The 26,992-nt window shown below is 41.1% G+C and carries 21 protein-coding genes and 1 riboswitch; of the genes, 10 read left to right on the plus strand and 11 right to left on the minus strand.

Annotated elements, in window-relative coordinates; all coding sequences use genetic code 11:
• Window positions 1–7: 7 nt before the first annotated feature.
• Together metH and GR929_RS14940 are read right to left on the minus strand one after the other, a co-directional pair.
• Window positions 8–3,685, minus strand: a complete 3,678-nt coding sequence (gene metH, locus GR929_RS14935) for a methionine synthase (protein ID WP_159521187.1) — start codon at window positions 3,683–3,685, stop codon at window positions 8–10.
• Window positions 3,686–3,754: 69 nt separating this feature from the next.
• Window positions 3,755–4,504, minus strand: a complete 750-nt coding sequence (locus GR929_RS14940; protein ID WP_159521189.1) for a UPF0280 family protein — start codon at window positions 4,502–4,504, stop codon at window positions 3,755–3,757.
• Window positions 4,505–4,693: 189 nt separating this feature from the next.
• Window positions 4,694–4,799, minus strand: a riboswitch (SAM riboswitch).
• 170 nt (window positions 4,800–4,969) lie between these two features.
• On the opposite strand from GR929_RS14940, the gene mnmH reads away from it, so the two are divergent.
• Window positions 4,970–6,022, plus strand: coding sequence for a tRNA 2-selenouridine(34) synthase MnmH (gene mnmH, locus GR929_RS14945; RefSeq protein WP_159521191.1), 1,053 nt, complete (start codon window positions 4,970–4,972; stop codon window positions 6,020–6,022).
• Window positions 5,994–7,025: a selenide, water dikinase SelD gene (gene selD, locus GR929_RS14950; RefSeq protein WP_159521193.1), complete on the plus strand. Its 1,032-nt coding sequence runs from the start codon at window positions 5,994–5,996 to the stop codon at window positions 7,023–7,025. The genes mnmH and selD overlap by 29 nt, the downstream gene beginning before the upstream one ends.
• Window positions 7,026–7,095: 70 nt before the next feature.
• Here the strand turns inward: selD and GR929_RS14955 are convergent, their stop codons facing one another.
• On the minus strand, window positions 7,096–7,452 hold the full coding sequence (locus GR929_RS14955) for an arsenate reductase family protein (protein WP_159521195.1): 357 nt from the start codon (window positions 7,450–7,452) through the stop codon (window positions 7,096–7,098).
• 227 nt (window positions 7,453–7,679) lie between these two features.
• On the opposite strand from GR929_RS14955, the gene GR929_RS14960 reads away from it, so the two are divergent.
• Window positions 7,680–8,069, plus strand: coding sequence for a DUF6122 family protein (locus tag GR929_RS14960; protein WP_159521197.1), 390 nt, complete (start codon window positions 7,680–7,682; stop codon window positions 8,067–8,069).
• A gap of 179 nt (window positions 8,070–8,248) precedes the next feature.
• The gene (locus GR929_RS14965) at window positions 8,249–8,677 is read left to right on the plus strand and encodes a YybH family protein (protein WP_159521199.1); all 429 of its coding nucleotides are present in this window, start codon (window positions 8,249–8,251) and stop codon (window positions 8,675–8,677) included.
• A 55-nt stretch (window positions 8,678–8,732) separates the two neighbouring features.
• Here the strand turns inward: GR929_RS14965 and GR929_RS14970 are convergent, their stop codons facing one another.
• Window positions 8,733–10,139, minus strand: coding sequence for a radical SAM protein (locus GR929_RS14970; protein ID WP_159521201.1), 1,407 nt, complete (start codon window positions 10,137–10,139; stop codon window positions 8,733–8,735).
• A gap of 184 nt (window positions 10,140–10,323) precedes the next feature.
• Between GR929_RS14970 and fumC the strand changes: the two genes are divergently transcribed.
• The 5 genes from fumC to tdh all read left to right on the plus strand — a co-directional run bounded on the left by fumC (window position 10,324) and on the right by tdh (window position 16,584).
• Window positions 10,324–11,724 carry a class II fumarate hydratase gene (gene fumC / locus GR929_RS14975; RefSeq protein ID WP_159521203.1) on the plus strand — a complete coding sequence of 467 codons (1,401 nt, stop codon included), beginning with the start codon at window positions 10,324–10,326 and terminating at the stop codon, window positions 11,722–11,724.
• Window positions 11,725–11,865: 141 nt separating this feature from the next.
• Entirely contained in the window at window positions 11,866–13,251 is a 1,386-nt protein-coding gene (locus GR929_RS14980; protein WP_159521205.1) for a sensor histidine kinase, read from the plus strand.
• A 94-nt stretch (window positions 13,252–13,345) separates the two neighbouring features.
• The gene (gene cysS, locus GR929_RS14985) at window positions 13,346–14,818 is read left to right on the plus strand and encodes a cysteine--tRNA ligase (protein WP_159521207.1); all 1,473 of its coding nucleotides are present in this window, start codon (window positions 13,346–13,348) and stop codon (window positions 14,816–14,818) included.
• A gap of 128 nt (window positions 14,819–14,946) precedes the next feature.
• Entirely contained in the window at window positions 14,947–15,414 is a 468-nt protein-coding gene (locus GR929_RS14990; RefSeq protein WP_159521209.1) for a superoxide dismutase [Ni], read from the plus strand.
• Between the two features lie 141 nt (window positions 15,415–15,555).
• Window positions 15,556–16,584, plus strand: a complete 1,029-nt coding sequence (tdh, locus tag GR929_RS14995; protein ID WP_159521211.1) for an L-threonine 3-dehydrogenase — start codon at window positions 15,556–15,558, stop codon at window positions 16,582–16,584.
• A gap of 88 nt (window positions 16,585–16,672) precedes the next feature.
• On the opposite strand, the gene GR929_RS15000 is transcribed toward tdh, so the two are convergent.
• Complete coding sequence (locus GR929_RS15000) at window positions 16,673–17,440, minus strand: exodeoxyribonuclease III (RefSeq protein WP_159521213.1); 768 nt, start codon at window positions 17,438–17,440, stop codon at window positions 16,673–16,675.
• 70 nt (window positions 17,441–17,510) lie between these two features.
• Between GR929_RS15000 and rsgA the strand changes: the two genes are divergently transcribed.
• Window positions 17,511–18,458 (plus strand): ribosome small subunit-dependent GTPase A, encoded by a 948-nt coding sequence (rsgA, locus tag GR929_RS15005; RefSeq protein WP_159521215.1) that lies wholly within the window; start codon window positions 17,511–17,513, stop codon window positions 18,456–18,458.
• A gap of 64 nt (window positions 18,459–18,522) precedes the next feature.
• Here the strand turns inward: rsgA and uvrC are convergent, their stop codons facing one another.
• Genes uvrC through GR929_RS15035 form a run of 6 tightly spaced genes read right to left on the minus strand, consistent with a single transcriptional unit; the run spans window position 18,523 to window position 26,930 of the window.
• Window positions 18,523–20,343, minus strand: coding sequence for an excinuclease ABC subunit UvrC (gene uvrC, locus GR929_RS15010; protein WP_159521217.1), 1,821 nt, complete (start codon window positions 20,341–20,343; stop codon window positions 18,523–18,525).
• A 14-nt stretch (window positions 20,344–20,357) separates the two neighbouring features.
• A complete protein-coding gene (locus GR929_RS15015; RefSeq protein WP_159521219.1) occupies window positions 20,358–20,876 on the minus strand; it encodes an adenine phosphoribosyltransferase in 519 nt (172 codons plus the stop codon).
• A gap of 34 nt (window positions 20,877–20,910) precedes the next feature.
• Window positions 20,911–22,791: a tRNA uridine-5-carboxymethylaminomethyl(34) synthesis enzyme MnmG gene (gene mnmG / locus GR929_RS15020; protein ID WP_235934388.1), complete on the minus strand. Its 1,881-nt coding sequence runs from the start codon at window positions 22,789–22,791 to the stop codon at window positions 20,911–20,913.
• Between the two features lie 50 nt (window positions 22,792–22,841).
• Complete coding sequence (ybeY, locus tag GR929_RS15025) at window positions 22,842–23,255, minus strand: rRNA maturation RNase YbeY (protein WP_159521229.1); 414 nt, start codon at window positions 23,253–23,255, stop codon at window positions 22,842–22,844.
• Window positions 23,233–23,652: an ATP-binding protein gene (locus GR929_RS15030; RefSeq protein ID WP_159521231.1), complete on the minus strand. Its 420-nt coding sequence runs from the start codon at window positions 23,650–23,652 to the stop codon at window positions 23,233–23,235. Before GR929_RS15030 ends, ybeY begins: the two co-directional genes overlap by 23 nt.
• On the minus strand, window positions 23,649–26,930 hold the full coding sequence (locus GR929_RS15035; RefSeq protein ID WP_159521233.1) for a DUF4175 family protein: 3,282 nt from the start codon (window positions 26,928–26,930) through the stop codon (window positions 23,649–23,651). Before GR929_RS15035 ends, GR929_RS15030 begins: the two co-directional genes overlap by 4 nt.
• Between the last annotated feature and the right edge of the window lie 62 nt (window positions 26,931–26,992).

Consider the following 26,992-nt stretch of genomic DNA (forward strand, 5'->3'; position numbering starts at 1 on the left):
TTAATTTTTATACGCCTTTATAGTTCAAGTTAACCGGCAGGAACTGTTCCACCAAATCTACTGAAACTCCTTTGCGGCGTGCATAATCTTCCACCTGATCTTTACCAATTTTCTCCAAGCTGAAATAACGTGATTCGGGATGGGCAAAAAACTGTCCGCACACCGCTGCGGTTGGGTACATGGCATAATGTTCGGATAGTGTAATACCAATCTTTTCAGCGCCCAACACACTAAAGAGGTTCTCCTTTTCGTGGTGTTCCGGGCAAGCCGGATAACCCATTGCCGGGCGAATTCCCTGGTATTTCACTTTCAGGATGTCATCCCAGCTTAAGTTTTCATCCGGAGCATACCCCCAGTATTCGCGGCGCACTTTCTCGTGCAACAGCTCAGCAAAAGCCTCGGCCAGCCGATCGGCCAGCGCTTCGAGCATAATTGCGTTATAGTCGTCATGATCTGCTTTAAACTCAGCCATCCACTTTTCGATACCAACACCGGCAGTTACGGCAAATGCGCCGCAATAATCGGTTTTATCAATTTCCTTGGGAGCCACAAAATCTGACAAACAGAAATTGGGGGAGCCTTCGCGTTTCTTTTCCTGCTGACGCAAATGATAAAAACGACCCAGTTCTTTTTCCCGGCCTTCATCATCAAACAGAACAATGTCATCTCCTTCGGAATGTGCCGGCCAGATACCATAAATTCCGTTGGCCTGAATCATTTTCTTTTCGATGATCTCATCCAACATCTTCTGAGCATCTTCATACACTTTGCGGGCCTGCTCGCCCTGGCGTTCATCTTCCAGTATATCCGGAAATTTGCCTCGCAATTCCCATACAAAGAAGAAGAAATTCCAGTCGATGTACTTCCGCAATTCTGCAATCGGGAAATCAATCAACTCAAAAATACCCGTTTGTTTGGGTTTATATATTTCATCTCTGCTCCAGTCAATTTGAAACTTATTGGCACGGGCTTCCTCCAGGGTCAGGTATTCTCTTTTCTTCTTTTGACCATGAAACTCGCGTACTTTGGCGTAATCGTCTTTTACCGACTGGATATATTCCTTATTGTTTGCCAATAAGTTCGCCACCACATTCACTGTGCGACTGGCGTCTTTCACGTGAATAACCGGATGCGAATAATTGGGTTCAATTTTTACCGCCGTATGAATTTTTGAAGTTGTAGCGCCACCAATCAGCAGCGGAAGGTCAAAATTCTGGCGTTCCATTTCAGTCGCTACACTGGCCATGATCTCCAATGAGGGCGTAATCAAGCCACTCAGCCCAATGATATCGACCTTTTCCTTCTTGGCGGTTTCCAATATCTTTTGGGTTGGAACCATCACTCCTAAATCAATGACTTCGTAGTTGTTGCAAGCCAGCACCACGCCCACAATATTTTTACCAATATCATGCACATCACCTTTTACAGTGGCCATCAGTACTTTTTTCTGACTGCTTTGCTGATTCTTGTATTTGGCTTTATCAGCCTCGATATACGGCAACAAAAAGGCCACCGCTTTTTTCATCACCCGGGCTGATTTGATCACCTGGGGCAGGAACATTTTTCCCGATCCAAACAAGTCGCCAACCACGTTCATGCCGTCCATCAGCGGCCCTTCAATGATATTTAGTGTTGGCTGATATTTAGGCAATGCTTCGGCCAGGTCCTGTTCAATAAAATCGGGCAATCCTTTTACCAGGGAGTGCTCCAGTCGCTTTTCGAGCGGCAGTTCGCGCCATTCATCTTTACGCACTACTTTATTGGGATCTGCCTTCAAATCCTGGGCAAATTCCAACAATCGTTCGGTCGCATCCGGACGGCGGTTCATCACCAGGTCTTCTACATATTCGAGTAAATCCTTCGGAATTTCATCGTAAATCTGTAGCATACCCGGATTCACAATTCCCATATCCAGTCCGGCTTTAATAGCATGAAACAGGAACACCGAGTGGATGGCTTCACGCACCAAATTATTTCCGCGGAAGGAGAATGACACGTTACTCACACCCCCGCTGGTTTTGGCATGTGGCAGGTTATTTTTAATCCAGCTTATGGCCTTGATAAAGTCCACCGCATAGTTGTTGTGCTCTTCCATTCCCGTCCCAATCGTCAGAATATTGGGGTCGAAGATGATATCTTCAGCGGGGAAGTTGATCTTCTCAGTGAGCAACTTGTAGGCGCGTTCACAAATTTCAATGCGTCGCTCAAAGTTGTCAGCCTGTCCTTTTTCATCAAAAGCCATCACAACCACTGCCGCACCATAGCGTTTTACTTTTCGGGCTTGTTCAAGAAACTGCTCCTCTCCTTCTTTCATACTGATGGAGTTCACAATCGCCTTACCCTGCAAGCATTTCAATCCGGCTTCAATCACTTCCCATTTCGACGAATCGACCATCACCGGTAGTTTGGCGATGTCGGGTTCGGCCATCAACAGGTTCAGGAAGGTGACCATTTCCTTCTTGGCATCCAGCATGGCGTCATCCAGGTTCACATCAATCACCTGGGCACCATCTTCCACCTGGGCGCGAGCTACAGCCAGCGCCTCTTCATATTTTTCATCGCGAATCAACCGCGCGAACTTACGTGAACCCGATACATTACAACGCTCACCGATATTCACAAAGTTGGTATCAGCAGTGATGGTCACCGGCTCCAGTCCACTGAAGCGAGTCAGTTCATCATTTTTTTGTTTGATATGTGGTTCGGCAGCTGCAGCAATACCGGCAAATTTGCGAATATGATCCGGCGTTGTGCCACAACAGCCACCAATAATATTGACAAAATGATTGTCCAAAAAGTCTTTCACCTGCCCCGCCATTTCTTCCGGTGTTTCATCGTATTCACCAAACTGGTTTGGCAACCCGGCATTCGGATAAGCACTGATGTAGAATGGCGCTTTTTTAGCCATTTCCTCCAAATAGGGGCGCATATCTTTGGCTCCCAGCGAGCAGTTCAATCCAATACTCAACAGGTCGATATGGCGCATGGAGTTCAGGAAAGCTTCCACCGTTTGTCCGGAAAGTGTCCGTCCACTGGCATCGGTAATTGTTCCGGAAACCATCACCGGAAGGCGAATTCCTCGTTTTTCCAACTCTTCTTCAACAGCAAACAACGCCGCCTTGGCATTCAGCGTATCAAAAATGGTTTCCACCAGCAACAGGTCAACACCACCATCCAGCAAACCTTCCAGTTGCTCACGGTAAGCTTCTTTCACACTATCAAACGAAGCTGCCCGATAGCCGGGATCATTCACATCAGGTGAAAGCGATAAGGTCTTGTTGGTTGGCCCCAGCGCACCAGCGACATAACGTGGTTTTGAGGGGTCTTTTTGGGTAAACTGATCTGCGACATCGCGAGCCAACTCAGCAGAAGCTTTATTCATTTTATACACCCAATTCTCGGTGTGATAATCAGCCTGAGAAATGCGGTTGGCATTAAAAGTATTGGTTTCCAAAATGTCGGATCCGGCATCCAAAAACTCAGCATGAATCCCACGAATAATCTCCGGACGTGTCAAGGAAAGCATATCGTTATTTCCGAACATTTCATTGGTCAGTTCAGCCATTTCGTCGGTTCGGAAATCCTGCTCCTCCAATTTGTATTTCTGAATCATGGTTCCCATGGCACCATCCAGCACCAGAACCCTGGTTTTTAGTTCTTCGCGTATGTCGTTTTTATCTGTCATCTTATTTTGTTTGGGCGGGTTTTAGTGAGCGGGTGACTCAGAGTCACCCGCTCACTTTTGCCTCATTTTTCAACTTAAAAGTTTTATTTCAAATTCACCTCGGATGCCGATCTGATCATCGCAGATCAGCACAGCCGAAATAACTTCCTCAAAGCGTTCCGTGCGTTTTAATACTTTCTCCACATCGGCTGGCTTTTTAATCAAATTGCCAAACCCTGTTGTAAATGCATCAGCCAAAGCGGCGTCTTTACAGACTATAATTACGGCATCAGCCTTTCCAAAGTTCATCGGGGTTTGCTCTGTCTGAGCAAAAGTACAAATACCCAGTGGTGTTTGTTCAGCATCAATTTCTAATCCTACCATTCCCGACAGGGGCGATTCGCCTGCAAAAACAGTCATTACCTGCGATTTTTGCAGTTTCATGTAGATGTCGCCACCGTTGACAACAACCAATTCATCGATTGAGAAGTTTTCCAAAAGCTCCCTACCAATTAACTCACTAAACATGCCAGACACTGCGGCCATTGGACCAACGCCTGCTTTTTCAGCAGCCTCGGCCATCGACCTGACAAAATCTGGCGCATTTTCCTGTACATCACAAGGTTTCAGGCTTTTCTTAAAAAAACTGTCACCTGCAATGTAAACTTCCAGTTCGCTCTGCATGGCTGTGAGTTTTTTCAACGCCACTGCACTCATCTCATCTTTATATGAAGCAGGATCAACTCCAATCCATAAATCGGAATCATTGCAGGTAATTACAAACGACTGAAAGCGTTCTTTCGAAAAACTGTTGCGATATGTCCTGGGTTCAAAAATCATTTCTCTCTTTGTGTTAGTCTTGTCTCTATTTAAGCTTAGCCCTGATGATTTGGAATCAATCTGCTAAACTATTTTGTGGAAAACAGAAATATATGGCGCCGATCAGCGCATACATCGGTTCGAAAAATGCATGAAGCTTAACAGGAAATGGAAGTTTGATTGTATTTTCACTCTTTCAAATTTTAGTTTCAATTATAATTCCGTTACCGGCCGGGTTTTGGCACCGTTCCCGTTGTTTAACAGAGGGTTGCCAGAGTTTAACAGAGCCCGTTCTCTCCACTCTTCTTTATAACCACAAATTCCCAATCACAGGGAACATTCAATAAATTGATGCAAATGTAATGTCAAAAGTGATAATTATCAAGGAATAAGTAGGCTTAAGATTGAAATTGGCAACACATCAAGTTGCAAAATGGATAAATAGCCCGACAGGGTAGTACGAAAAAATCAGCTACTTTTGCACTCATGATAACCAAAATCAGCATCGGTGACTATTTTTCTCAGGAGCACCCACTGCCTCTGATTGATGTTCGTTCGCCCGGAGAATTTGAAAAAGGCCATATTCCGGGAGCGACCAACATTGCACTATTTTCGAATGAAGAACGAGCAGATGTAGGTACGGTTTACGTACAACAGTCGCGCGAAAAAGCCATTGAACTGGGTTATCAATACGTCACACCAAAACTGGATTGGTTTATCCGCGAAAGTCGCAATGTAGCCGGGAAACAGGCTGTTGCCGTACATTGCTGGCGGGGCGGCATGCGTAGCCAGGCATTTGCCGAACACTTGCACAGCAATGGTTTTGATGAAGTGTACGTAATTACCGGGGGCTATAAAGCCTATCGTAATTATGTGCTAAACTTTTTTGACCAGCCCTTTCAACTTCGGGTACTGGGAGGTTACACCGGTAGCGGAAAAACACAATTGCTTGAAAAAATCAGGGAATTGGGGCAGCAGGTCATTGATCTGGAGGGCTTGGCCCATCACAAAGGATCCGCTTTTGGAGCGATTGGTGAAAGCGCCCAGCCAACGGTGGAGCAATTTGAAAATGAGCTCCATCTGCAACTACGTCAATTTCAATTAAACAAACCAATCTGGGTGGAAGATGAAAGTCACAGTATTGGACATGTAAAAATTCCAATCAACTTTTTCCGCCAGATACGCCAGCAACCGGTTTATTTTATTGACATCCCGAAAGCTGAACGCGCAAAGTTTTTGGTTAGCGATTACGCCTCATTTGGAAATGATTTGCTGGCATCGGCGATTAATGGTATCAGCAAACGGTTAGGCGGACAAAATGTAAAGCTGGCGAACGATTACCTGGTTGAGAACAACTATTTTGAAGTCGCAATGATTGCCCTTCGATACTACGATAAAGCTTACAACCGTGGTGTTGAACATCGCGATCCAACAAGGGTGCATCGATTAAAGCTTTCGAAAATCGATGCCCGGATAAATGCTCAAATCCTTATAAAATTTGTAGAAGAATATGAACGAAGTCAAGCTCACGCAATATAGTCATGGCGCCGGTTGTGGCTGTAAAATATCACCTAAAGTATTAAGCACCATATTGCAAAGCCAGCTGGCTGCGGTTGACCATCCCCACCTACTTGTTGGGAATGATAGCCGCGATGATGCAGCTGTTTACGATATGCAGAATGGTACAGCGATTATCAGCACCACCGACTTTTTTATGCCCATTGTTGACGATCCGTTCACCTTTGGAAAAATCGCGGCTGCCAATGCCATCAGCGATGTGTATGCCATGGGCGGAAAGCCGTTGCTGGCCATTGCTATTTTGGGTTGGCCGGTGAATGAACTGGCTCCCGAAATTGCTCAACAGGTATTGGATGGAGGTCGTCAATCATGTATTGAAGCGGGCATTCCGCTGGCTGGCGGTCATAGTATTGATAGTCCTGAGCCAATCTTTGGGCTGGCGGTTACCGGGCAGGTTGCAATCGATCAGCTCAAGCAAAATGACACTGCCACTGAAGGTTGCCACTTGCTTTTAACCAAACCTTTGGGCGTTGGAATTTTAACTACCGCTCAGAAAAATGGAAAACTAAAGCCTGAGCACAGCCAGATTGCTCCCGATTCGATGATGAAGCTAAATAAAGTTGGAGCCGAACTGGCCCAAATACCCAGTTTAAAAGCAATGACCGATGTGACGGGATTTGGACTGTTGGGGCACTTAACGGAGTTGTGTGAGGGAAGCAAATTGTCAGCAGAAATTGAGATGGACAAAATTCCACGCTTTGCTGAAGTGGCCGAATACATTGTGCAAGGCTGTATTCCCGGTGGTACTCATCGCAATTGGGACAGTTATGGTTGCCGCGTAAAATTAAAGTCGGAAGATGACAAGTTGCTACTTTGCGATCCTCAAACTTCTGGCGGGCTGCTGCTTGCCGTAGAGGAAAGTTCATTAGATGAAGTGAAAGCCATCCTGGAAAAATACGATCTCAATGCTTCTGTTTTTGGACAACTGACAAAACCGAAAGAGGACTTGATCAATGTTGTGTAAGACTGAGTAATCAGCAAAAGACTCCCCGGCGACTGAATGACCAGCTCTGTCACTGCTGGTCATCAACAAATCAGCGTTTGAGCTTTCTTTTGATTGCTTCTACAACTTTGGGGGCATTTCCAACGAATAGCTGACCATCAATTTCAAAAACCGGACGCTTCAGGAACGTGTAATCCTTCAGCAAAAGTTTCTTGTAATCGGCATCATCCTTTACCGGGTTTTCAGTCAACACTTCTTTCAACTTACGGGCCCGTTTATTAATCAGCGCTTCGTAACTGCCAGTGTGCTGGTAGAACTCCACCACTTGCTCTTCGGTTACGGGGCTAGACTTAATGTCTTGCTGCTCAAAGCTATCGTCAACACCTACTTCCTTCATGATCCGCCGACAAGTGTCGCAAGTCGATAAGAAATAAACTTTTTGTTGCATTGTTTTGAATTTAGGACCGGGAAGATAAGGAAAAGCATTTAACCGGAAAAAGCAACAACGCTTAAACTCCGATTGATTAAACCCGCAATATGCACTAGAATATCTATTACGTATTGAAAATACTCATAACGAAGTTCTAATACATAATCCGGGTTAAATTGAATATCTTGCAGCACTGTTTTACTTCCTCTTGAGTAGTTCGGTAAAGAGATTAGCTTAAAGCGCCTATGCAAGTTTTTACGCATTACTTCTTACACTTGGTTTTCCCGCTGGCCATTGCCTGGATTTTCTTCCGGAGCGAATGGAAAAAAGCATACCTCATTCTGCTGTTAACCATACTGGTTGACCTGGATCATCTGCTGGCGACACCGATATTTCAGGCCGACCGCTGCAGTATTGGCTTTCACCCACTGCACTCCTATTATGCCATGGCCGGCTATGTTGTTTTGCTGTTCTTCCGCAGGCCATTCAACATCATCGGCATCGGGCTGCTGTTTCACATGTTCACCGACCTGATTGACTGCCTGTTTACCTTCAGCCACTGCCAGAGCTGCTTAGCAGATTCTCCGATTTATAGCTTACTGGCCGCTATTTCCAATTTCGTGGGATTAAATTAGCACCTGAAATACTAACTTCCATTTTTTCAAACTGAAATATTTTCCAGACCTCTAAAGAAAAATCATCCCCCGGCATGCCACAAATAAAGACTTGTTGGTATTTTTTATGGCCATTTTTGTAACTCCTTCACAAAAAAGCAGTAAGCTAATCTGTTACCAAAACGAAAGGAATACAACTTATGGCAAATGAAGATGAAGTTCGCAAAGCATCAAGTCAGTTTTATACCGCTTTAAATAAGATGGTGAATGGCAATGCGCAATCGCTAAAAGAAATCTGGTCGCACGGACAACAAGTTTCTACCATGCATCCGGTTGGAGGGTGCCAGATCGGATGGGACGACGTTTGGAACAGCTGGGATCAAGTAGCACAAGTGTCCAGCGACGGAAAAGTTGAGCTTAAGGATCAACTCATCGTCGCATCCGCCGACCTCGCTTATGAAACAGGAACGGAGGATGCCGAGTTTAAGATTGCAGGAAACAAGGTTCACGGTCAGGTTCGAGTGACCAATATCTACCGGAAAGAAAACGGAAGCTGGAAAATTGTACATCACCACACCGATCTTGCCCCTGAAATGCTGGAAATTCTGCACAAATTGCAACAAAACTAAGCGAGCTGTTTAAAGTCGATCGGACGGTTTTAAACCGCTCGATCGATTGGGATTGCTAATAATATTCCGCCAAGCCTTCCGGGATCAATTCGAAAGTCATGATTTGTTGTACTGAAGCATCATCAGGCTCATCATATCCGATCTTGCCATTCAGTAGTTGTTCAACTACCTCCAGCCTTTCAGCAGTCAATTCAACAGGCAAAGCTGCCGGTCGGCGTTCAACCACCACTTCCTGTTCTTCATTCAAATAAATCGTTTCAAAATCATTTAATCCGGTGGCCTGTGGAAAAATCTGGCTGACATGGTATTCCACAAACAATGGCAAGTTCAGTCGTTTGATTTCAGGCAGCTGTTCCACGTGAAAATCGAGCCGGTTGATTGCTGCGCTAAAAGCCATTTTCCCTTCAGCCAATTCCCGCTCAAATTGCCTCTGAATTGAATGATGATCATCAGCTTTCACTTTAACAAAGAGATTTCGGATGAACCCATTCTCGGTAATTTCTTCCCATGAATATTTTACGATCGAAGCATGTTTTTGACGATTGGCCGACTTTTGATGCCTGTTTTTATAAACAAACGAACAGTAGTTGATGGGTAAATCAATGCTCTGGTCTAACGCAAATTGAATGAGTCGCAAAGCCGTCAATTCCGAATCCATCACGGTAACTTTTTCGCCATGGTTGTAGGTGTAATCATGTTCAATCAACTTGTTGAAATTGTAAGGGGTCAACCGCATCTGGTGGAAATTCAGGTGATTCACTCCCAAATCTTTCAACTCCCTTATTTTCTCCTTCAGCAATTCTTCTTCCTGCGGAACAGCGGGTATTTCAACTGTTACAACTGGAATTTGCCCAACAGCTAACTTCAGTTGGTCGGTTTTGTAATCGGTAGCACCAATATCGAAGCGTATTTCATTTAGTCCGGCGTTCTTTAGCGCTTCGACTTTCTCTGGCGTCAATAAAATGCCGTTAGTGTATAGCCAAACGTAAACTTCATCAGCAAAGGCCTCTTTCACCGCTTTGACAAACGACAAGCTTTTCTCAAATGAAATCAGTGGTTCGCCTCCTGAAATACTCACTCCTTTAAACCCAAATTGACGGACGTAGTCGACATAGGTTTTTGGATCAACAAATAGTAGCGTGTTGGTCTCCGGCTGGCCCATGTCAGACTGTTGCGTAGGACAATAGAAACATTTCCCGTTACACAAATTGTTGATGAAGAGACAAGACCATTGCCCTTCTCCACAAAGCTGACAACCTTTGGACAGTTTCGAAACATCCACTTTGCTGTTATGAAATCCCCACTTGACCCTGCTTTCAATAGCCGACAAAATCGCTTGTCGTTCTTGCGTCGCAGTCGCTGCTTCTTCCGGTGAAGGGAATTTCAAATAGTTGTATTTCACCTGGTACTCCTCCTGATTTTTCAGCAGAAGCCGCTCTTTTAAAGGCGTTAACCTATTCATTCAAAACATCAAATAACTAGCCGCAAATATAGGTGCAATTTTGAATGAAAAAACAAAGCCATTCATTTTTTCATTTCCCTGAAAATCAGCAAACCCATCACTCAAACAAATCCGGATTCTATAGAATCAAACAAACTTAACGGTTCGCGTGTCGTAGTAGTTGAAACTAATGAATACAATTGCTATGAAATATCGAATTGAAAAAGACACACTTGGCGAAGTGAAAGTTCCTGCAGATAAATACTGGGGAGCGCAAACCCAACGCTCTGTTCAGAATTTCCCAATTGGACCCGCAGCCAGTATGCCTGTTGAAATTATCCATGCGTTCGGTTTTCTGAAAAAAGCGGCAGCCATCACTAACGAAAAATTAGGCGTTTTACCCAACGAAAAAAGTGAGCTAATTCAACAAGTATGCGATGAAATTATCGCAGGCGAATTGGATGATGAGTTTCCGCTGGTGGTATGGCAAACCGGCTCAGGAACACAGTCCAATATGAATGTAAATGAAGTTGTGGCGAACCGGTCATACGTTTTGGCCGGTAATAAGTTGGGTGAAGGCGAGCTGTTTATTCATCCGAATGACGACGTCAATAAGTCGCAGTCGTCGAATGACACGTTTCCCACGGCCATGCACATTGCAGCCTATAAAAAACTGATCGGGCACACCATCCCAAAGGTTGAACTGCTGCGTGATACCTTGCAAATGAAATCTAAGGAAATGATGAACGTCGTCAAAATTGGCCGTACCCACTGGATGGATGCTACTCCCCTCACCCTGGGACAAGAATTCTCGGGCTACGTTTCGCAATTGAATCACGGATTAAAAGCCTTAAAAAATACGCTTCCTCACCTTTCAGAATTGGCATTGGGAGGAACGGCTGTCGGAACCGGCCTCAATACGCCTGATGGTTATCCTGAAGAAGTGGCAAAATCCATTGCCAAATTAACCGGCTTACCCTTTGTAACGGCTGAAAACAAGTTCGAATCACTGGCTGCACACGACGCGATTGTCGAATCGCATGGCGCCTTAAAACAGTTGGCTGTCAGCCTGATGAAAATAGCCAACGACATTCGGTTGCTGGCTTCCGGACCGCGTTCAGGAATTGGCGAAATCACGATTCCCGCCAACGAGCCCGGCTCTTCCATCATGCCCGGCAAGGTTAATCCCACGCAGGTGGAAGCGCTGACCATGGTTTGCGCTCAAATTATGGGCAACGATACCACCATTTCCATTGCCGGATCAAACGGACAGTTTGAATTGAATGTGTTTAAGCCCGTCATGATCAACGCTTTTTTGCAGTCGGCAACCTTGCTGGGCGATGCTTGCCAGGCTTTTAATGACCATTGTGCTGGTGGTATCGAACCTAACCACACCAGGATTGATGAGCATCTGAAAAATTCCCTGATGTTGGTGACCGCGCTGAACACACACATTGGCTATGAGAACGCCGCCAAGATTGCGAAAAAAGCTCATGCTGAAAACTTGACTCTAAAGCAGGCTGCCCTTGATTTAAGACTACTGACATCCGAACAGTTTGACGAATGGGTGGATCCGGGGAAAATGGTTGGGATATTATTAAAATGATCATTCACAGCTGGAAAAAGCAGTTAATTAACTGGAATATTAATGTTGCTGAACATTTTTAATAAAACTATCTGTTGCAAACGATAGCTAAAAGACAAAAATGTTCGTAATATTATCTTCCAACTAACCGATGGCAAGCTGATGTTAGACGTTAATGTAAAAACATTGTTCCTTTTTCTGATCCTTGGAAATCTATTCATTATTACTTTTTTCCTGATCTACATTCGATTGTACCATTCCAGAATTCGTAAACTTAACAAGTATGTTTTAGCCCGATCTTTGCAAACAGTTGCCTGGCTGATCTATTTTCTCCAAGTTAGAAATCTGGAGCCGGCCGCCATGTCTATAGGAAACACTTTTTTGGCTGTTGGTGTAGCGTTGGAAATCTATACTTTGCTTACAGCAACGCAAACGTTTGTCAAAAAGAAATTCACTACTCTACTCATTATCGGACTCATTTTTAGTATTTTATACGCAATAGCATCCAATAATATTAATCAACGAGTTATTGTAGCTTCTTTCTTTTGGTTCTTATTCTACGCCTATGTATGGATCGACTTCTCATTACGAAATCCTCGTTCAAAATTACAAAAAGCAGCAGGTTGGCTTGGTTTTATTCTATCAATCCTCTTTTTAAACAGAGCAATTCATACCTTTCTACTCAAGATAGATCTAATTCTCCATAGCCCAGAATATTATAATGTGTTACCAGGATTGGGGCTTTTTATCGTCTCGATTGCATGGCCATTGATTTTTATCTTATTGCATAAAGAACAAGATGAGCTCGAAATTTTGAAGAAGGATGATCAGATCAAAAGAAAAAATAAGCAATTAAAGAAATTGAATGTCGCAAAAGACCGATTTTTTCGAATCATCTCTCATGATTTACGGGCACCAATATCATCCATGATTAGTTTTCTTGATTTAATTGATGAAGAGATCAAAAACCAAGACTTCAGCAAAATTGGCTATTACAACTCGTTAGTTTCTCAATCTGCAAAACAAAGTTTTGCTCTGGTTGACAACCTCCTAAACTGGTCATATCTTGAATCTGGTGAAAATAAAGTTGAAACTCAACCGATCAATTTGCAGGAATTAGTCAATCATATTTTTCTTCTGTTTCAGCTTAGATTGCAGGAAAAAGATCTTCAATTTATTAATAAGATTCCTTCAGACTTTAGTCTCTCCACCGATCAATTAATGCTTGAGACTGTACTCCGGAACTTGATTTCAAATGCTATAAAATTCACAAGTTCGAAGGGTACGATTACACTGGACGCCTCTAAAAATCATGAAAAAATACGTATTGAAGTACAAGATACAGGAATTGGTATCAGTCCTGAAAATATTGATGACCTTTTTAAGTTAGAAACAAACTACTCATCGGAAGGAACAAACAAGGAAAAAGGAACCGGCTTAGGCTTAGTTCTTTGTAACGATTTTGTCAAAAGAAATAAAGGAAATCTTGAAGTAAAAAGTGAAGTTGGAAAAGGGTCTGTTTTTTCTATTCATCTTCCGGTAATATAAATCTCATTCTCAGCAAGGCGGACGATATTCAAACGTAAATGAGCCTCTCCAGTTGCGCAGAAATTTTCTACCTTTGCACAAATTTCTGGAACCAATGGAAAATCAGCTACAGATTTACAATACATTATCACGCAAAAAGGAAGTTTTCATCCCGCTTCGTTCGGGCAAAGTAGGTTTGTATGTTTGCGGACCAACCGTTTATGGCAAAGCCCATTTAGGGCATGCACGTCCGGCCGTTACTTACGATTTATTGTTTCGCTACTTGAAACATATTGGCTATAAGGTTCGCTACGTCAGAAATATTACGGATGTAGGACATTTGGCCAACGATGCTGATGAGGGCGAAGATAAAATTGCAAAAAAAGCTCGGCTGGATGAGTTGGAGCCTATGGAGGTAGTTCAGATTTACACGAACGACTACCATAAAAACATGCAACAGCTAAACGTATTGCCACCAAGTATTGAGCCACGTGCAACCGGGCATATTATAGAACAAATTCAAACCGTTGAGCAAATTCTCGCTGCCGGCTATGCATACGAAAGCAACGGGTCGGTTTATTTTGATGTTGAAAAATACGCCAACGACTATCCTTATGGAGAACTTTCGGGTCGCAAAATTGAAGATCTGCAAACCAACACGCGGGTGTTAGATGGGCAAGATGAAAAGCGCTCGCCACTGGACTTTGCCATTTGGAAAAAAGCTTCGCCGGAGCACATCATGCGCTGGCCCTCCAAGTGGAGTGATGGTTTTCCGGGATGGCACCTTGAATGTACAGCCATGAGCTGCAAATATTTGGGGGACACTTTTGATATTCACGGTGGTGGAATGGATTTGACGTTTCCCCACCACGAAGCTGAAATAGCCCAAGCAAAAGCCGCTCATGGAAAAGATGCCGTCCGTTACTGGATGCACAACAACATGATTACACTGAATGGGCAGAAAATGGGCAAATCGTTGGGCAATGCCATTTCTCTGGAAGAATTTTTTACGGGTGAACATGACTTATTGGAAAAAGCTTATAACCCCATGACCATCCGCTTTTTTATGCTAATGGCGCATTATCGCAGCACCTTGGATTTTTCGAACGAAGCCTTGCAAGCTGCCGAGAAAGGTATGGAACGCCTGCTAAAAGCGGTTGAAACTTTGGATAAGCTGGAAGCAAAAGCTGAATCGACGGTTGACGTAAAAAGCTTGAGCGGAAAATGCTACGAGGCGATGAATGATGATCTAAACAGTCCGATTGCCATTGCCCATTTGTTTGATGGGGTGAAAATGATCAACTCCATTGCAGATGACAAAGCCAGCATTTCTGCTGACGATTTGGAACAACTTAAAAGCTTATACAGCACCTTTGTTTTTGATCTGTTTGGCTTAAAAAAGGCAGAGCAACAAGGTGGAGCCAACACCGAGGCTTACGAACACGCGATCGATTTACTACTGCAATTGCGAGTTGATGCCAAAGCCAATAAGGACTGGGCAACAGCAGACAAAATCCGCGATGAACTGGCTAAATTAGGCTTTGAAGTAAAAGACACCAAAGACGGATTTAGCTGGGAATTGAAATAAAGAAATAATTGCACTGTAAAGAAAATCTATTGCGTCTGTGTAAGGAATTTTTTTTGCTCCCGCTTTTCCATCAAACTAATTCTTGTTCATGATGTTCTATTAGGTATAATACTAAAATTGAATATATCATGAAAAAATTATTGGCAATTACATTATTAATTACCGGATTAACAATTAGTCAAAAGAGCTTTGCCCACTGCGAAATTCCTTGTGGAATCTATGGTGATTCTCTTCGTATAGAACAAATTTCAGAGCACATCACAACCCTCGAGAAATCGATGAACCAGATTAACGAACTATCGAAAGCCGGCGACAAAAATTACAACCAGCTGGTGCGTTGGGTGGTGAATAAAGAAGAGCATGCTACGAAAATTCAGGACATTGTAAGTCAATACTTTTTGCACCAAAGAATTAAGCCGGTCGATCCTACTAATGTTGAAGCGTACGCCAAATACACCAATCAGCTGGCTTTATTGCATCATCTGCTTGTATTTTCAATGAAAGCCAAACAAAGCACCGATCTGGAAGTGATTGAAAAATTACGCACCACGTTGGATAAGTTTGCGCATAGCTATTTTCACGGACACTCGCATTAATTTTTAGCGTAATCATTATACATTCAGCCTCTCAGCTTTTGGGAGGCTTTTTTTTATTTATACGGCTCAGGAACATGACATTCATTCTATATTTTCCTTTCAAATTGCCCTAACTTGCTAAGCAAACTCAAGGGATTATTTATGAAAGCAATTGTAAAGAGTAAACCTGAACGTGGTCTTTGGATGGAAGAAGTTCCGATACCTAAGGTTGGTCACAACGACGTTTTAATCAAAATAAAGAAGGCTGCAGTTTGTGGCACCGACCTTCACATCTACAAATGGGATAAATGGGCACAAAACACAATTAAAACGCCTGTCGTTATTGGCCACGAATACATGGGCGAAGTGGTTGAAACCGGATCGGAAGTGGATCGGGTTCACGTGGGTGAACGAGTAACGGTTGAAGGTCATATTTCCTGCGGATTTTGCCGTAATTGTCGTCGGGGTCGCCAGCATATTTGCGATCATACCCTTGGCATCGGCGTTCAACGCGATGGCGGTTTTGCTGAATACATTGCCGTTCCAGATAAAAACGTGTTGAAAGTAGACCCTTCCATTCCGGATGAAATTATGGCTATTATGGACCCGCTGGGTAATGCGACACATACGGCACTCTCCTTCCCCCTCTTGGGCGAAGATGTGCTGATCACCGGCATTGGAGGCCCCATTGGAGCGATGGCTACGGCCGTAAGCAAATTTGCCGGAGCTCGGAATGTTGTTGGCACCGATTTAAGCAGTTATCGACGTGATTTAGCCCGGAAAATGGGCGCTACAAAAGTTATTGATCCAACCAAAGAAAGCATCCACAACGCCATGGGAAGCTTAGGCATGGTAGCCGGTTTCGACATTGGGTTAGAATGCAGTGGTTCTCCCGTCGCTTTTAAAGACATGGTAGAAAACATGTACAACGGTGGTAAAATTTCCTTACTCGGACTACTTCCTGAAAACACGCAAATAAACTGGAGTAAACTTATTTTTAAAGGTCTGACACTGAAAGGTATTTACGGACGCGAAATGTACGAAACCTGGTACCACATGGAAATGATGTTGACTTCCGGTTTAAATATCATGCCTGTTATCACCCATCGCATAAAAGCTGAAAAATTTCAGGAAGCTTTTGACATTATGGAAGAAGGAAACTGTGGAAAAATCATTCTGGATTGGGAGTAAGTTTTTTTTTAACAAATTGATAAAATAGAAGCAAGTCAGCGTCATATTGCCTGACTTACATTCGTTTCCACGTGAAACATTTCTTGATTTAAACATCCAGTTCCACCCAAACCGGGCAGTGGTCCGAATGAACAACATCGGCCAGTATTCCCGCATTTGAAATGCGATTTTTCAAGGGTTTTGTCAACATATGATAGTCAATTCTCCATCCCTTATTTCGTGCTCTCGAACCAGCACGGTAACTCCACCACGAATAATGATCCGGCTCCTGAACAACCTCCCGAAAACTATCGAAATAACCATCATCAACAAACTGTTGAAACCATTCTCTTTCCTCGGGCAAAAACCCTGAAGTATTTTGTTGCTTTTCCGGATTATGAATGTCAATCCACAAACGACAAATATTGTAATCGCCTGAAACAACCAAATTCGGACGTGTTTTCCGCAATTCGTTCAGGTAAGCATGAAAGTCGGCTAAAAAATCCATCTTATAAGCCTGTCTGGGGCCTCCGGTGGTCCCGGAAGGGAAATAGACGCTTATCACACTTAAATCGCCAAAATCAGCTCTAATTACCCTTCCTTCAACATCGTATTTATCGTTTCCCATCCCGTACTCCACATGATCGGGTTTTTCCTTACAAAGAATAGCAACTCCACTGTATCCCTTCTTTACAGCTGAATGAGCGTAAATCTGATAACCCATTTCTTCGAATGCCTCCTCACTCATTTGACCAGGCTGCGCTTTCGTTTCCTGCAAACAAATAATAGCCGGATTCTCACTTTTTAACCACGTTATAAAATTCTTTTTAATGGCAGCACGAATACCATTCACATTGTAGCTTAAAATACGTTTCACTATTTTTCTTAATTTTGAATTATCTTACAGATCGAAAGATAAACATTCTTCACTATAAAAATCGCAGAAATTGAATAAAGGAATTATCATAAAATCCACAGGCAGCTGGTACACCGTACAATCAGAAAACGGTGAGAAAGTTGAATGCAAAATCAAAGGGAATTTCCGGTTGAAAGGAATTAAAAGTACTAACCCGATTGCTGTGGGCGACCATGTTGAATATAAAATGGTGGAAGAAGAAACCGAAGGCAACAAAAACATAATCAATGGTCTGATTACTAAAATAGTAGAACGTAAAAACTACATTATTCGTAAATCACCCAACCTGTCAAAACAGTCTCATATCATTGCGGCTAATATTGATCAGGCTTTTTTGGTGGTTACCATTAACTATCCGGTTACAACCACTACGTTTATCGATCGATTTTTAGCCTCGGCCGAAGCTTACCGTATTCCCTGCACTTTGATTTTTAACAAAATTGACCGTTACCACCTTGATCAGACCAAACATTTGGATGAATTGATCGAGTTGTACCAAAATATTGGTTACCGTTGTTTAAAAACGTCAACCAAAAAGAATATTGGTATGGATACGCTAAAAAGTTGGATGGAAAATAAAACCAACGTTTTTGCCGGTCATTCCGGTGTTGGTAAATCAACCTTGATTAATACCGTTGAACCCAAACTAAATTTAAAAACCCGCGAAATCTCAGACTATCATCAAACAGGAAAACACACAACTACTTTTTCTGAAATGTTTGAATTGAGTTTTGGAGGTTACATTATCGACACACCAGGAATAAAAGGTTTTGGTTTGCTCGAAATGGAAAAAGAAGAAATTTCTCATTATTTCCCTGAAATTTTCAAACTGCTCGAAAAATGCCAGTACTACAATTGTACCCATACTCACGAACCAGGGTGCGAAGTCAAAAAATATGTTCAGGAAGGTGAAATTGCCGAAAGTCGGTACTATTCTTACCTCGGACTATTAAATGAAGACGAAAAGTACAGAAATTGATCTAGATTGATTTCAAAACGGATATCGATTTTTTGGGGATATTTAATGAATACAAAATTATATATCAGCGCTTTAGCTTAAAATAATCGAATATTTTAACGGCCTTAGAATCGCCTATTTCCTTGGCAACAGTATCGTAGGGCTGATTTTTTAAATTCTCAAGGCTTTTAAATTGCTTCAAAAGTGACTGAACAGTCTTCTCTCCGATTCCTGGTATTTCTTCCAGTTCCGATTTAATGAAATTCTTCGAACGCAGTTGACGATGAAAAGTAATTCCAAAACGGTGAGCTTCATCCCGGGCAAATTGAATCACTTTTAAACTTTCCGAACTTTTATCTAAATACAGCGGAACGGAATCGCCCGGGAAAAATATTTCCTCCAATTTCTTCGCAATTCCAATAATTGAAATCTTTCCTCTCAAATTTAATTGTTCAAGTGCATTCAGCGCCATTCCCAATTGACCTTTTCCACCGTCAATAATGATTAGTTGCGGTAGCGATTTTTCCTCGTCAATCAATCGCTTGTAGCGCCGGTAAACAATTTCCTGCATTGATGCGAAATCGTCTGGCCCTTCCACCGTCTTTATATGAAAATGGCGATACTCCCTTTTTGCAGGCTTGCCATTTTTAAAAACCACGCAAGCAGCAACCGGATTCGATCCTTGCAAATTGGAATTATCGAAACACTCAATATGAACCGGCAATTCTTTCAATTGCAAATCCTTTTTTATGGTTTCCAGAATACGCTTGGTGTTATCTTTCGGCTTGGCTAAAATTTGCTGCTTCTCTTTTTCCAGTCTAAAATACTTCGCATTTCGAAGTGATAAATCCAGCAATTTCTTCTTATCGCCTCTTACCGGAACTCTAAAATTGACATTCTCCATTTCAAACTCAGGATGAAAGGGAACCAACAATTCCCTGGCATTCGAGAATATCTTTTGCCTGATATCAACAATCGCATATTCCAGCAGCTCTTCCTTCGATTCATCCAGTGCTTTTCTAATTTCCGTGGTATACGTTTGCACAATGGCTCCGTTTATTACTTTCAAGTAATTTACAAAAGCTGCCTTTTCCACAACATCTATCGTAAATACATCCACATCGGTAATTGTTGAACTGACAACGGTTGATCGATTTTGAAATTTTTCCAGAATCTGGAGCTTCTCTTTAACCTCATTGGCCTCTTCAAACTTAAAATTTTCAGCATATCGCTGCATCAACTCTCGCAAATAGTTAATCACAATCGCAATATTTCCTTTCAAAATATCACGAATTTCGTCGATATATTTTTTGTAATCTTCTTCCGCTTGATATCCTTCACAAGGTCCCAAACAGTTTCCAATGTGATACTCCAAACATACTTTTAGCTTTCCACTGGCAATATTATCTTTCGATAAATTGTACTTACACGTTCGTAATTTATACAGTTTTCGGAATAATTCAAGTAATGTTCGAACGGTCATTACCGATGTATAAGGACCAAAATATTGAGAGCCGTCACGAATAACATTCCTGGTTTGAAATACCCTTGGAAAAGGTTCATTTTTGATTACAATCCATGGGTAGGTTTTGTCATCTTTTAGCCGAATATTATACCGGGGTTGGTATTTTTTTATCAGGTTATTTTCTAATAAAAGAGCATCCTGTTCGGTCTCAACAACCAAATGTTTAATGTCAGCAATGGCGCGAACAAGCAATGCTGTTTTTCTATTTTCATGATTTTTTGAAAAATAAGACGAGACTCTTTTCTTGAGATTTTTCGCTTTACCTACATAAATAATCTTCCCCGTATTGTCGAAATATTGGTAAATTCCCGGCTTATCCGGAAGCACAGAAACTTGCTTTTTCAGCTCTTCAATATTTCTATTTACGGATGAATATTTCACTTCACAAAGAAATTTTAATACTCAACCAAGGTATGAGTTTCGTAATTTGATAGTGCCTTTTTCTTTCCATTGGCTATAAATTTCAAATCACAAATGAAGGAAAAATACACCTTTTTCACATTCATTTTTTGCACCAGGTTTAAAGCAGCCAAAGCTGTTCCTCCTGTAGCCAAAAGATCATCATGAATTAAAACAACATCATCTTCATTCAGGGCATCAGCATGCATCTCAATCACATCAGATCCATATTCAAGCTCATAGGATTCCTGTATTGTTTCGGCTGGCAATTTTCCCTTTTTACGCACCGGAACAAAGCCGGCATTCAGCAAATAAGCTACTGCCCCACCTACGATAAATCCGCGAGATTCCAATGAAACAATCTTGGTAATTCCTTTATTTTTGAAGTTCTCATGCACTTGATCAACGACATAATTAAAAGCTTCTGGCTCTTTCAACATGGTCGTAATATCCTTAAAATTAATCCCCTTTTCCGGATAATCAGGAATATTCCTGATGGTTTCTTTTAAATTCATAAGTTGATTTTATCTTTTTGTTCCACGTGGAACATTAGCGTCCTAGCATCACCAAAAGCACGTTGATATCCGACGGATTTACCCCGGATATCCGACTGGCCTGTCCAATAGTTTGCGGCTTGATTCGAGTCAGTTTTTGCCGTGCCTCTGTTGATATTGTGTGTATACTTTCGTAGTCAAATTTATCCTCAATGTTGATATTTTCGAGCCGTTTGAACTTCTCAGCCATTAATTTTTCACGTTCAATATAACCTGAATATTTAATCAAAATCTCAGCTGATTCCACGATTTCCTCGTATCGATTTTCGGGAATTACTTGAAGCATTTTTTTGAAAGGTGTGACCGGTTCGATCACGTCAAAAATAGAAATCTGAGGCCGCGAAATTATATCTTTTAGTTTCACTCCCTGTTTCAAAGGTGAGGTGTTTTTCGCCTCCAAAACCTCATTTATGAATTGTGGTTTAATCGAAAAATTAGAAACAAATTCTATAATCTCATCGCGCAATTTGATTTTTTCAGTCAGCAAGTCCAAGCGCTCTTTTGAAGCCAGTCCGAGTTGAAATGCTTTTGGTGTTAACCGCACGTCGGCATCATCTTGTCGCAATAAGATCCGATATTCAGCTCTAGAAGTAAACATACGATAAGGCTCATCCACTCCCTTTGTCACCAAATCATCGATTAAAACACCAATGTAAGCCTCGTTTCTACCTAATGTAAACTCGGGCTTATTATGCGCCTTTAAATGAGCATTAATCCCAGACATAATTCCTTGCGCCGCTGCCTCTTCATATCCTGTCGTTCCATTAATCTGACCACCAAAATACAAATTCTTGATATACTTTGTTTCCAAGGTATGGTACAACTGTGTTGGATCAAAGTAGTCATATTCGATAGCGTATCCCGGGCGATAAATTTTCGCATTCTCAAAGCCTTCAATCAACCGTAACGCTTTATACTGTACTTGCCATGGCAACGACGACGAAAACCCATTTAAATAGAACTCATGTGTCGTTTCACCTTCCGGCTCGAGAAACAATTGATGTTGTTGCTTTGCTGCAAAAGTTACCAATTTTGATTCAATACTCGGACAATAACGAGGACCTGTACTTTGAATCGTACCGTCATACATCGGAGAATCTTCAAATCCTTCTTCCAATGCCTTATGCACATCCGGAGAGGTATAAGTAATCCAGCAACTACGCTTCTTCAATTTAGATCTTACTTCTGGAAAATAGGAAAATTTATAATGTCCTTCATCTCCTTCCTGCTCGGTAAGCTTTGAAAAATCAATAGAGCGTCCATCAATTCGAACTGGTGTTCCGGTTTTCAATCGTCCGGTTTTAAAGCCGGCTTCCCGCAGCTGATCACTAATAAAATAAGCTGCTGACTCTCCTATCCGACCACCTTCCATCTTCGCTTGGCCAATATGCATCAAACCATTTAAGAAGGTTCCGTTAGTCAAAATCACTGTCTTGGATTGAAACTCAACACCAATTTTAGTCTGGACACCTTTTACGACGCCATCCTCAATTACAAGATGAATGACAGCATCCTGCCACAAATCTAAATTATCAGTATTCTCCAATATATTTCTCCAGTATTCGGAAAAGCGAAACCGATCGCTTTGTACGCGAGGACTCCACATCGCGGGCCCCTTTGAGCGATTCAACATTCGAAACTGAATGGATGACATATCAGCTACAATTCCGGTTTGTCCTCCCAACGCATCAATTTCGCGAACGATTTGGCCTTTGGCAATTCCACCAATTGCAGGATTACAGGACATTTGAGCATATTTACCCATGTCCATTGTTATGAGCAATGTTTTCGATCCCAGATTCGCTGCTGCCGTTGCGGCTTCGCAACCGGCATGCCCACCTCCCACTACTATTACGTCATAAAATGGTAACATCATAAAAAAAATTTAGACGGCAAAATTAATAGAAAAGCTTGAATATGAAAAGACTAAAACTTCTGAAGATAATAATCCTCTTTACCGGTCATTACCTCTTTTTGCTTCAAATCTTTGTCTTTGTATCCAAGTAAGTGTAAAACACCGTGAATGATGATTCTGTTTAGCTCATTTTCAAAGCTGACCTTAAAAACATCGGCGTTCTCTTTAACGCGATCTATACTGATAAAAATATCGCCGGATATCAAACTGCCTTCTACGTAATCGAAGGTTATGATATCGGTATAATAATCGTGATCCAGATACTGACGATTAATATCCAATAAATAGTCATCACTACAAAACACAAAGCTGATTTCTCCGCTTTGTTTTCCTTCATTTAAAATGGTATTTTTAATCCAATCCTCAGATTTTGGTAGGTCTAGTTGAAACTCTTCAACATCCTCAAAGTAAAAGTTGATGCTCACTGCTCAGTTTAAATTTAATTTTCACTAACGATCCATTATTCTCGAATCTAACTTCGTCGGCTAAATTACGAATAATGAAGATTCCCCTTCCCCGTTCATTTTTTAAATTTTTCACTTCTGTCGGATCCTGAACACTATCCACGTCAAACCCATCTCCCTGATCTTCTATTTCAATCTTCAATTCCTTTTGACAACACTCTAATCTAATATCAACTTTTTTATTAATATCATGCCGATTTCCGTGAGTAATTGCATTATTCACTGATTCGCAAACACTCAAAACGATTGAACCATATTGTACATCAGACAGACCTGCTTCTTTCATGAAAGTTTGCAGAAAAGTCTCCACATCATACAAATAGGTTAAATGAGATGGTATACTATGCGCTCGCTTCAATTTTCCTCGATTAGTTTGTTTAGATAGTCCTTATATTTTTTGTCGTAAAAAATTCGCAACTGGAAATTATTACGCTGAATATCATCAATAAACTCCTTATCCTGTTTTTTATACTCAAAAAACTCAATTGGGTTACTATAAAAACTCTCATCAACCGTCTTCGATTCCCTTTCATCATCTACATCTCTCTCCATTTCAGCCTTTTCAGCTTTCAACAACTTATTTAAAATCATATTCTGCCTGTTGATCATCGAAGTCGTTATATTTTTATTCGCCAAATCAATATTATTCATCTCCAATAACTGGTTAATTTGCTTTAACTGTTCTTTGGCTGCGCTCCCTACATCAGAGTTCATCATCAAATCGCGAATCATTTGCTGCATCATCTCCTGCTGAGCCAAGGTTTGCCCCATTTCTTTGCTCATATTTCCAGACTGACCGCTTTTCATCTGCTCAATCATTTGCTGCAATTGCTGTTTCAAGTTTTGTTGCGATTGCTTGAGCATATTCAAATTTTCACCTTTTCCGGAACCTGGTTTATCACACTGTTGATCTCCGGGCATTGAATTAGCCATTTGCTTTTGAAGATTATCAAGTGCCTCGTTTAAGAACAACGCCATGTTGTTAGCTGCTGTAATTGCCATTTGCTGATTCCGGAGAGCAGTACTCAATCGACTTTCTTCAAGCTCGTCTACGGCCTTATTCATGGCCAGTTCCAGGCTCACCAATTCCTTGCTTACAACACTACTTATTTCAGGTGTTCGCGCAGCTAATGCGTACAAAGAGTCTTTAACAACCTTGCTCTGGCCAATCAACCGATCTTGTTCTATTCTTACTATTGAGAGACGCGGATCGCTTTCATCAATCACACGAATTTCATCATGTAACTGCTCCTGATGTAACGATAAATAGATCAGATTATCGAGAATTTGTTGAAGATCGCGTATATTTTCCATACTTTGTTTCTGCTGATTCGCCGCCAACATCTGATTGAGCATAAACGAAGTGCTCTCAAAACTTCGAGAATTGTTTTCTATTTCTTCCACAGCCTTGTTTTTTCGCTTACGATCCAAGTTCTCTCCTATTTCATCATAATTCGTATTAATATCGTTAAACTCCCGGTCCATCGAGTGTAAATTCATCGGCTTATCCAATGTTTCATTCAGCTCGAGCGCCTGCTCTAAATCCTCACTAATCCGCTCTAACTGTTCTTGGTTATCATTCTCTTTTGACAAAATTTCTTCAAAATTCCGTTGCTCGTCCAATTGCTGAGCATTTTCTTTCTCCTTTTGCCCCAGCTCTGTCAATGTTTCTATCACATCTTCAACTTTCTGCTCAATTTTCATGCGTTTCAGCATCTGCAAGTTTCTTTCCAACTGCTTCGAAAGATCATCCATCGACATCTCAGATTTATTAGAAAGCTCATCAAACTTCGATTGGTCAAACTCCTCAGCTAACTTATTAAATTCTTCAAATAGTTCTTTTAGCTCATCATTGAAAACGTCTTCCAGAAGTTCTTCTATTTGCTTTTGCTTCTCAACCATTTCAGCTTTCTCATCCGAGAATGAATTTTTCATATTATTCATCTCTTTATTCTTTTGCTGAACCTGATTCAAAACATCTTCCAATCGCTTTTTCTTATTTAAAATTTCGGATACCAATTGCTGCTTTTCCCAATTGGAAGATTTCTCGCTTAAGCTTTTAAACTTCAATTCCTGAATTGACTGCTGAATTTCATTACTCAATTTAAAGCTCTCTTCCATTAGGGTTTCCAAGTCCTCAAAATTCTGATCATCCATCTTGTCCAATTCATTCTCAGAAGGGAAAACAAATTGAAAAATTTCAGAACTCGTTTCTTTGTAATTATGAAAGTAGTCGTTATCCGAAACCGAAAAATAATAATCTACGTGATCGGCCTGTTGAGCTAAATCACTAAAATCGTATGTATAATAAAAATCTTGTTTGCTTAAATTTTTTACAATTGGTAGCTCAATAATGCTGTCATTTTCATGAATCACCAAATGATAATTCAACGCATGAAAGCCATAATCATCGCCAATATTTCCTTTAAAATAAAAACGAGTAAAATCAGTTGAATCTCTTAATTGAACAACTTTAATTTCGGGATATAAATCAGGGATCACCTCTATTGAGAAGCTCAGCATATCCTGATAATTAAAATACTCGTTTTTAAGCGATATGGAATAATTTGCTTTATTTCGAACCTGGTATTCAAACTTATAATTATCACCTACCAACTGAGCTTTATAAGATTCACCATTCACCGTAAAAAATAAGGAGTCAGTGTCAGCAGTAGTAAACTTCCAAGATATAGTTGAACCATAAGGCACCTCCAGATCTCCCAGCATACTTTCTTTGGTAATTTCATATCCGGTATATGCCGGAGGTTCAATCTGAACCGTATAATTTGAAATTAAAGGAGCAGGCAACACTTCTATTGAATAGGCGCCAGAGCGAAAATTCAAATCAGTAAAATAAATTGTAAAACTATTGTTGACATGTTCTAATTCATAAGAAAACACTTGTTCATTCTTACTCATCATAAAATTAGAACCCGCTATATTTACGTACATCACTTCAGGCAACTCCCTCCCTTTGCACTCCACCTTAATAGTTAACCGATCTCCCTTTTTAACCTGAAGACTATCGTTAAGTAATTCAAATTCAAAAGGTGATGGTTTTACAAATTCTCGATTATAGGCAATTAAACGCTCTGAGCTTTCAATATATAATCCTGGAAATACGCTTGCCAATAAAAAAGCTATTGTGAGCGCTGAAACAAACACCGCAATAATTTTACGGAGCCCTTTATAAGAAACAGCATCAGAAAAACGAACTGAATTAATTTTACCTATTTTTTCATCAATACTCGCCCAAACCAATTTTTGATCCGTCTCCTCTCCTATTTCTTCCAGTTCTATAATATTTAATAGACGATCTTCTATTTCCGGAAAATACTGTGAAATATAAACTGAAGCTTGCTTGTGATTAATTCCTTTTAATAAGCCAATCAACCGAAATAAAGGGATAATAAAAAATGAAACGGCGATTCCCACCACCAACAAACAAGTAAAAAAGAAGATGAATGTGCGTACTGATGACGACAAATAGCTAAAATACTCCAACAGTGAAATAACAGTATAATAACTGATTATCAATACTATAAAGTAAATAAATCCTTTTAAAAATTGATAAAAGTTATACTTTCTAATGTACGAATTGAGCTTATCAACAAGCTGTTTGTAGCTTTCGGCCATAAATATTAAAGCGTTAATCTTAAGTCTATTAATTTTACCAAAGATTGTTAATTACTTTTCAG

The sequence above is a fragment of the Sunxiuqinia indica genome (assembly GCF_009847015.1).
Taxonomy (GTDB): domain Bacteria; phylum Bacteroidota; class Bacteroidia; order Bacteroidales; family Prolixibacteraceae; genus Sunxiuqinia; species Sunxiuqinia indica.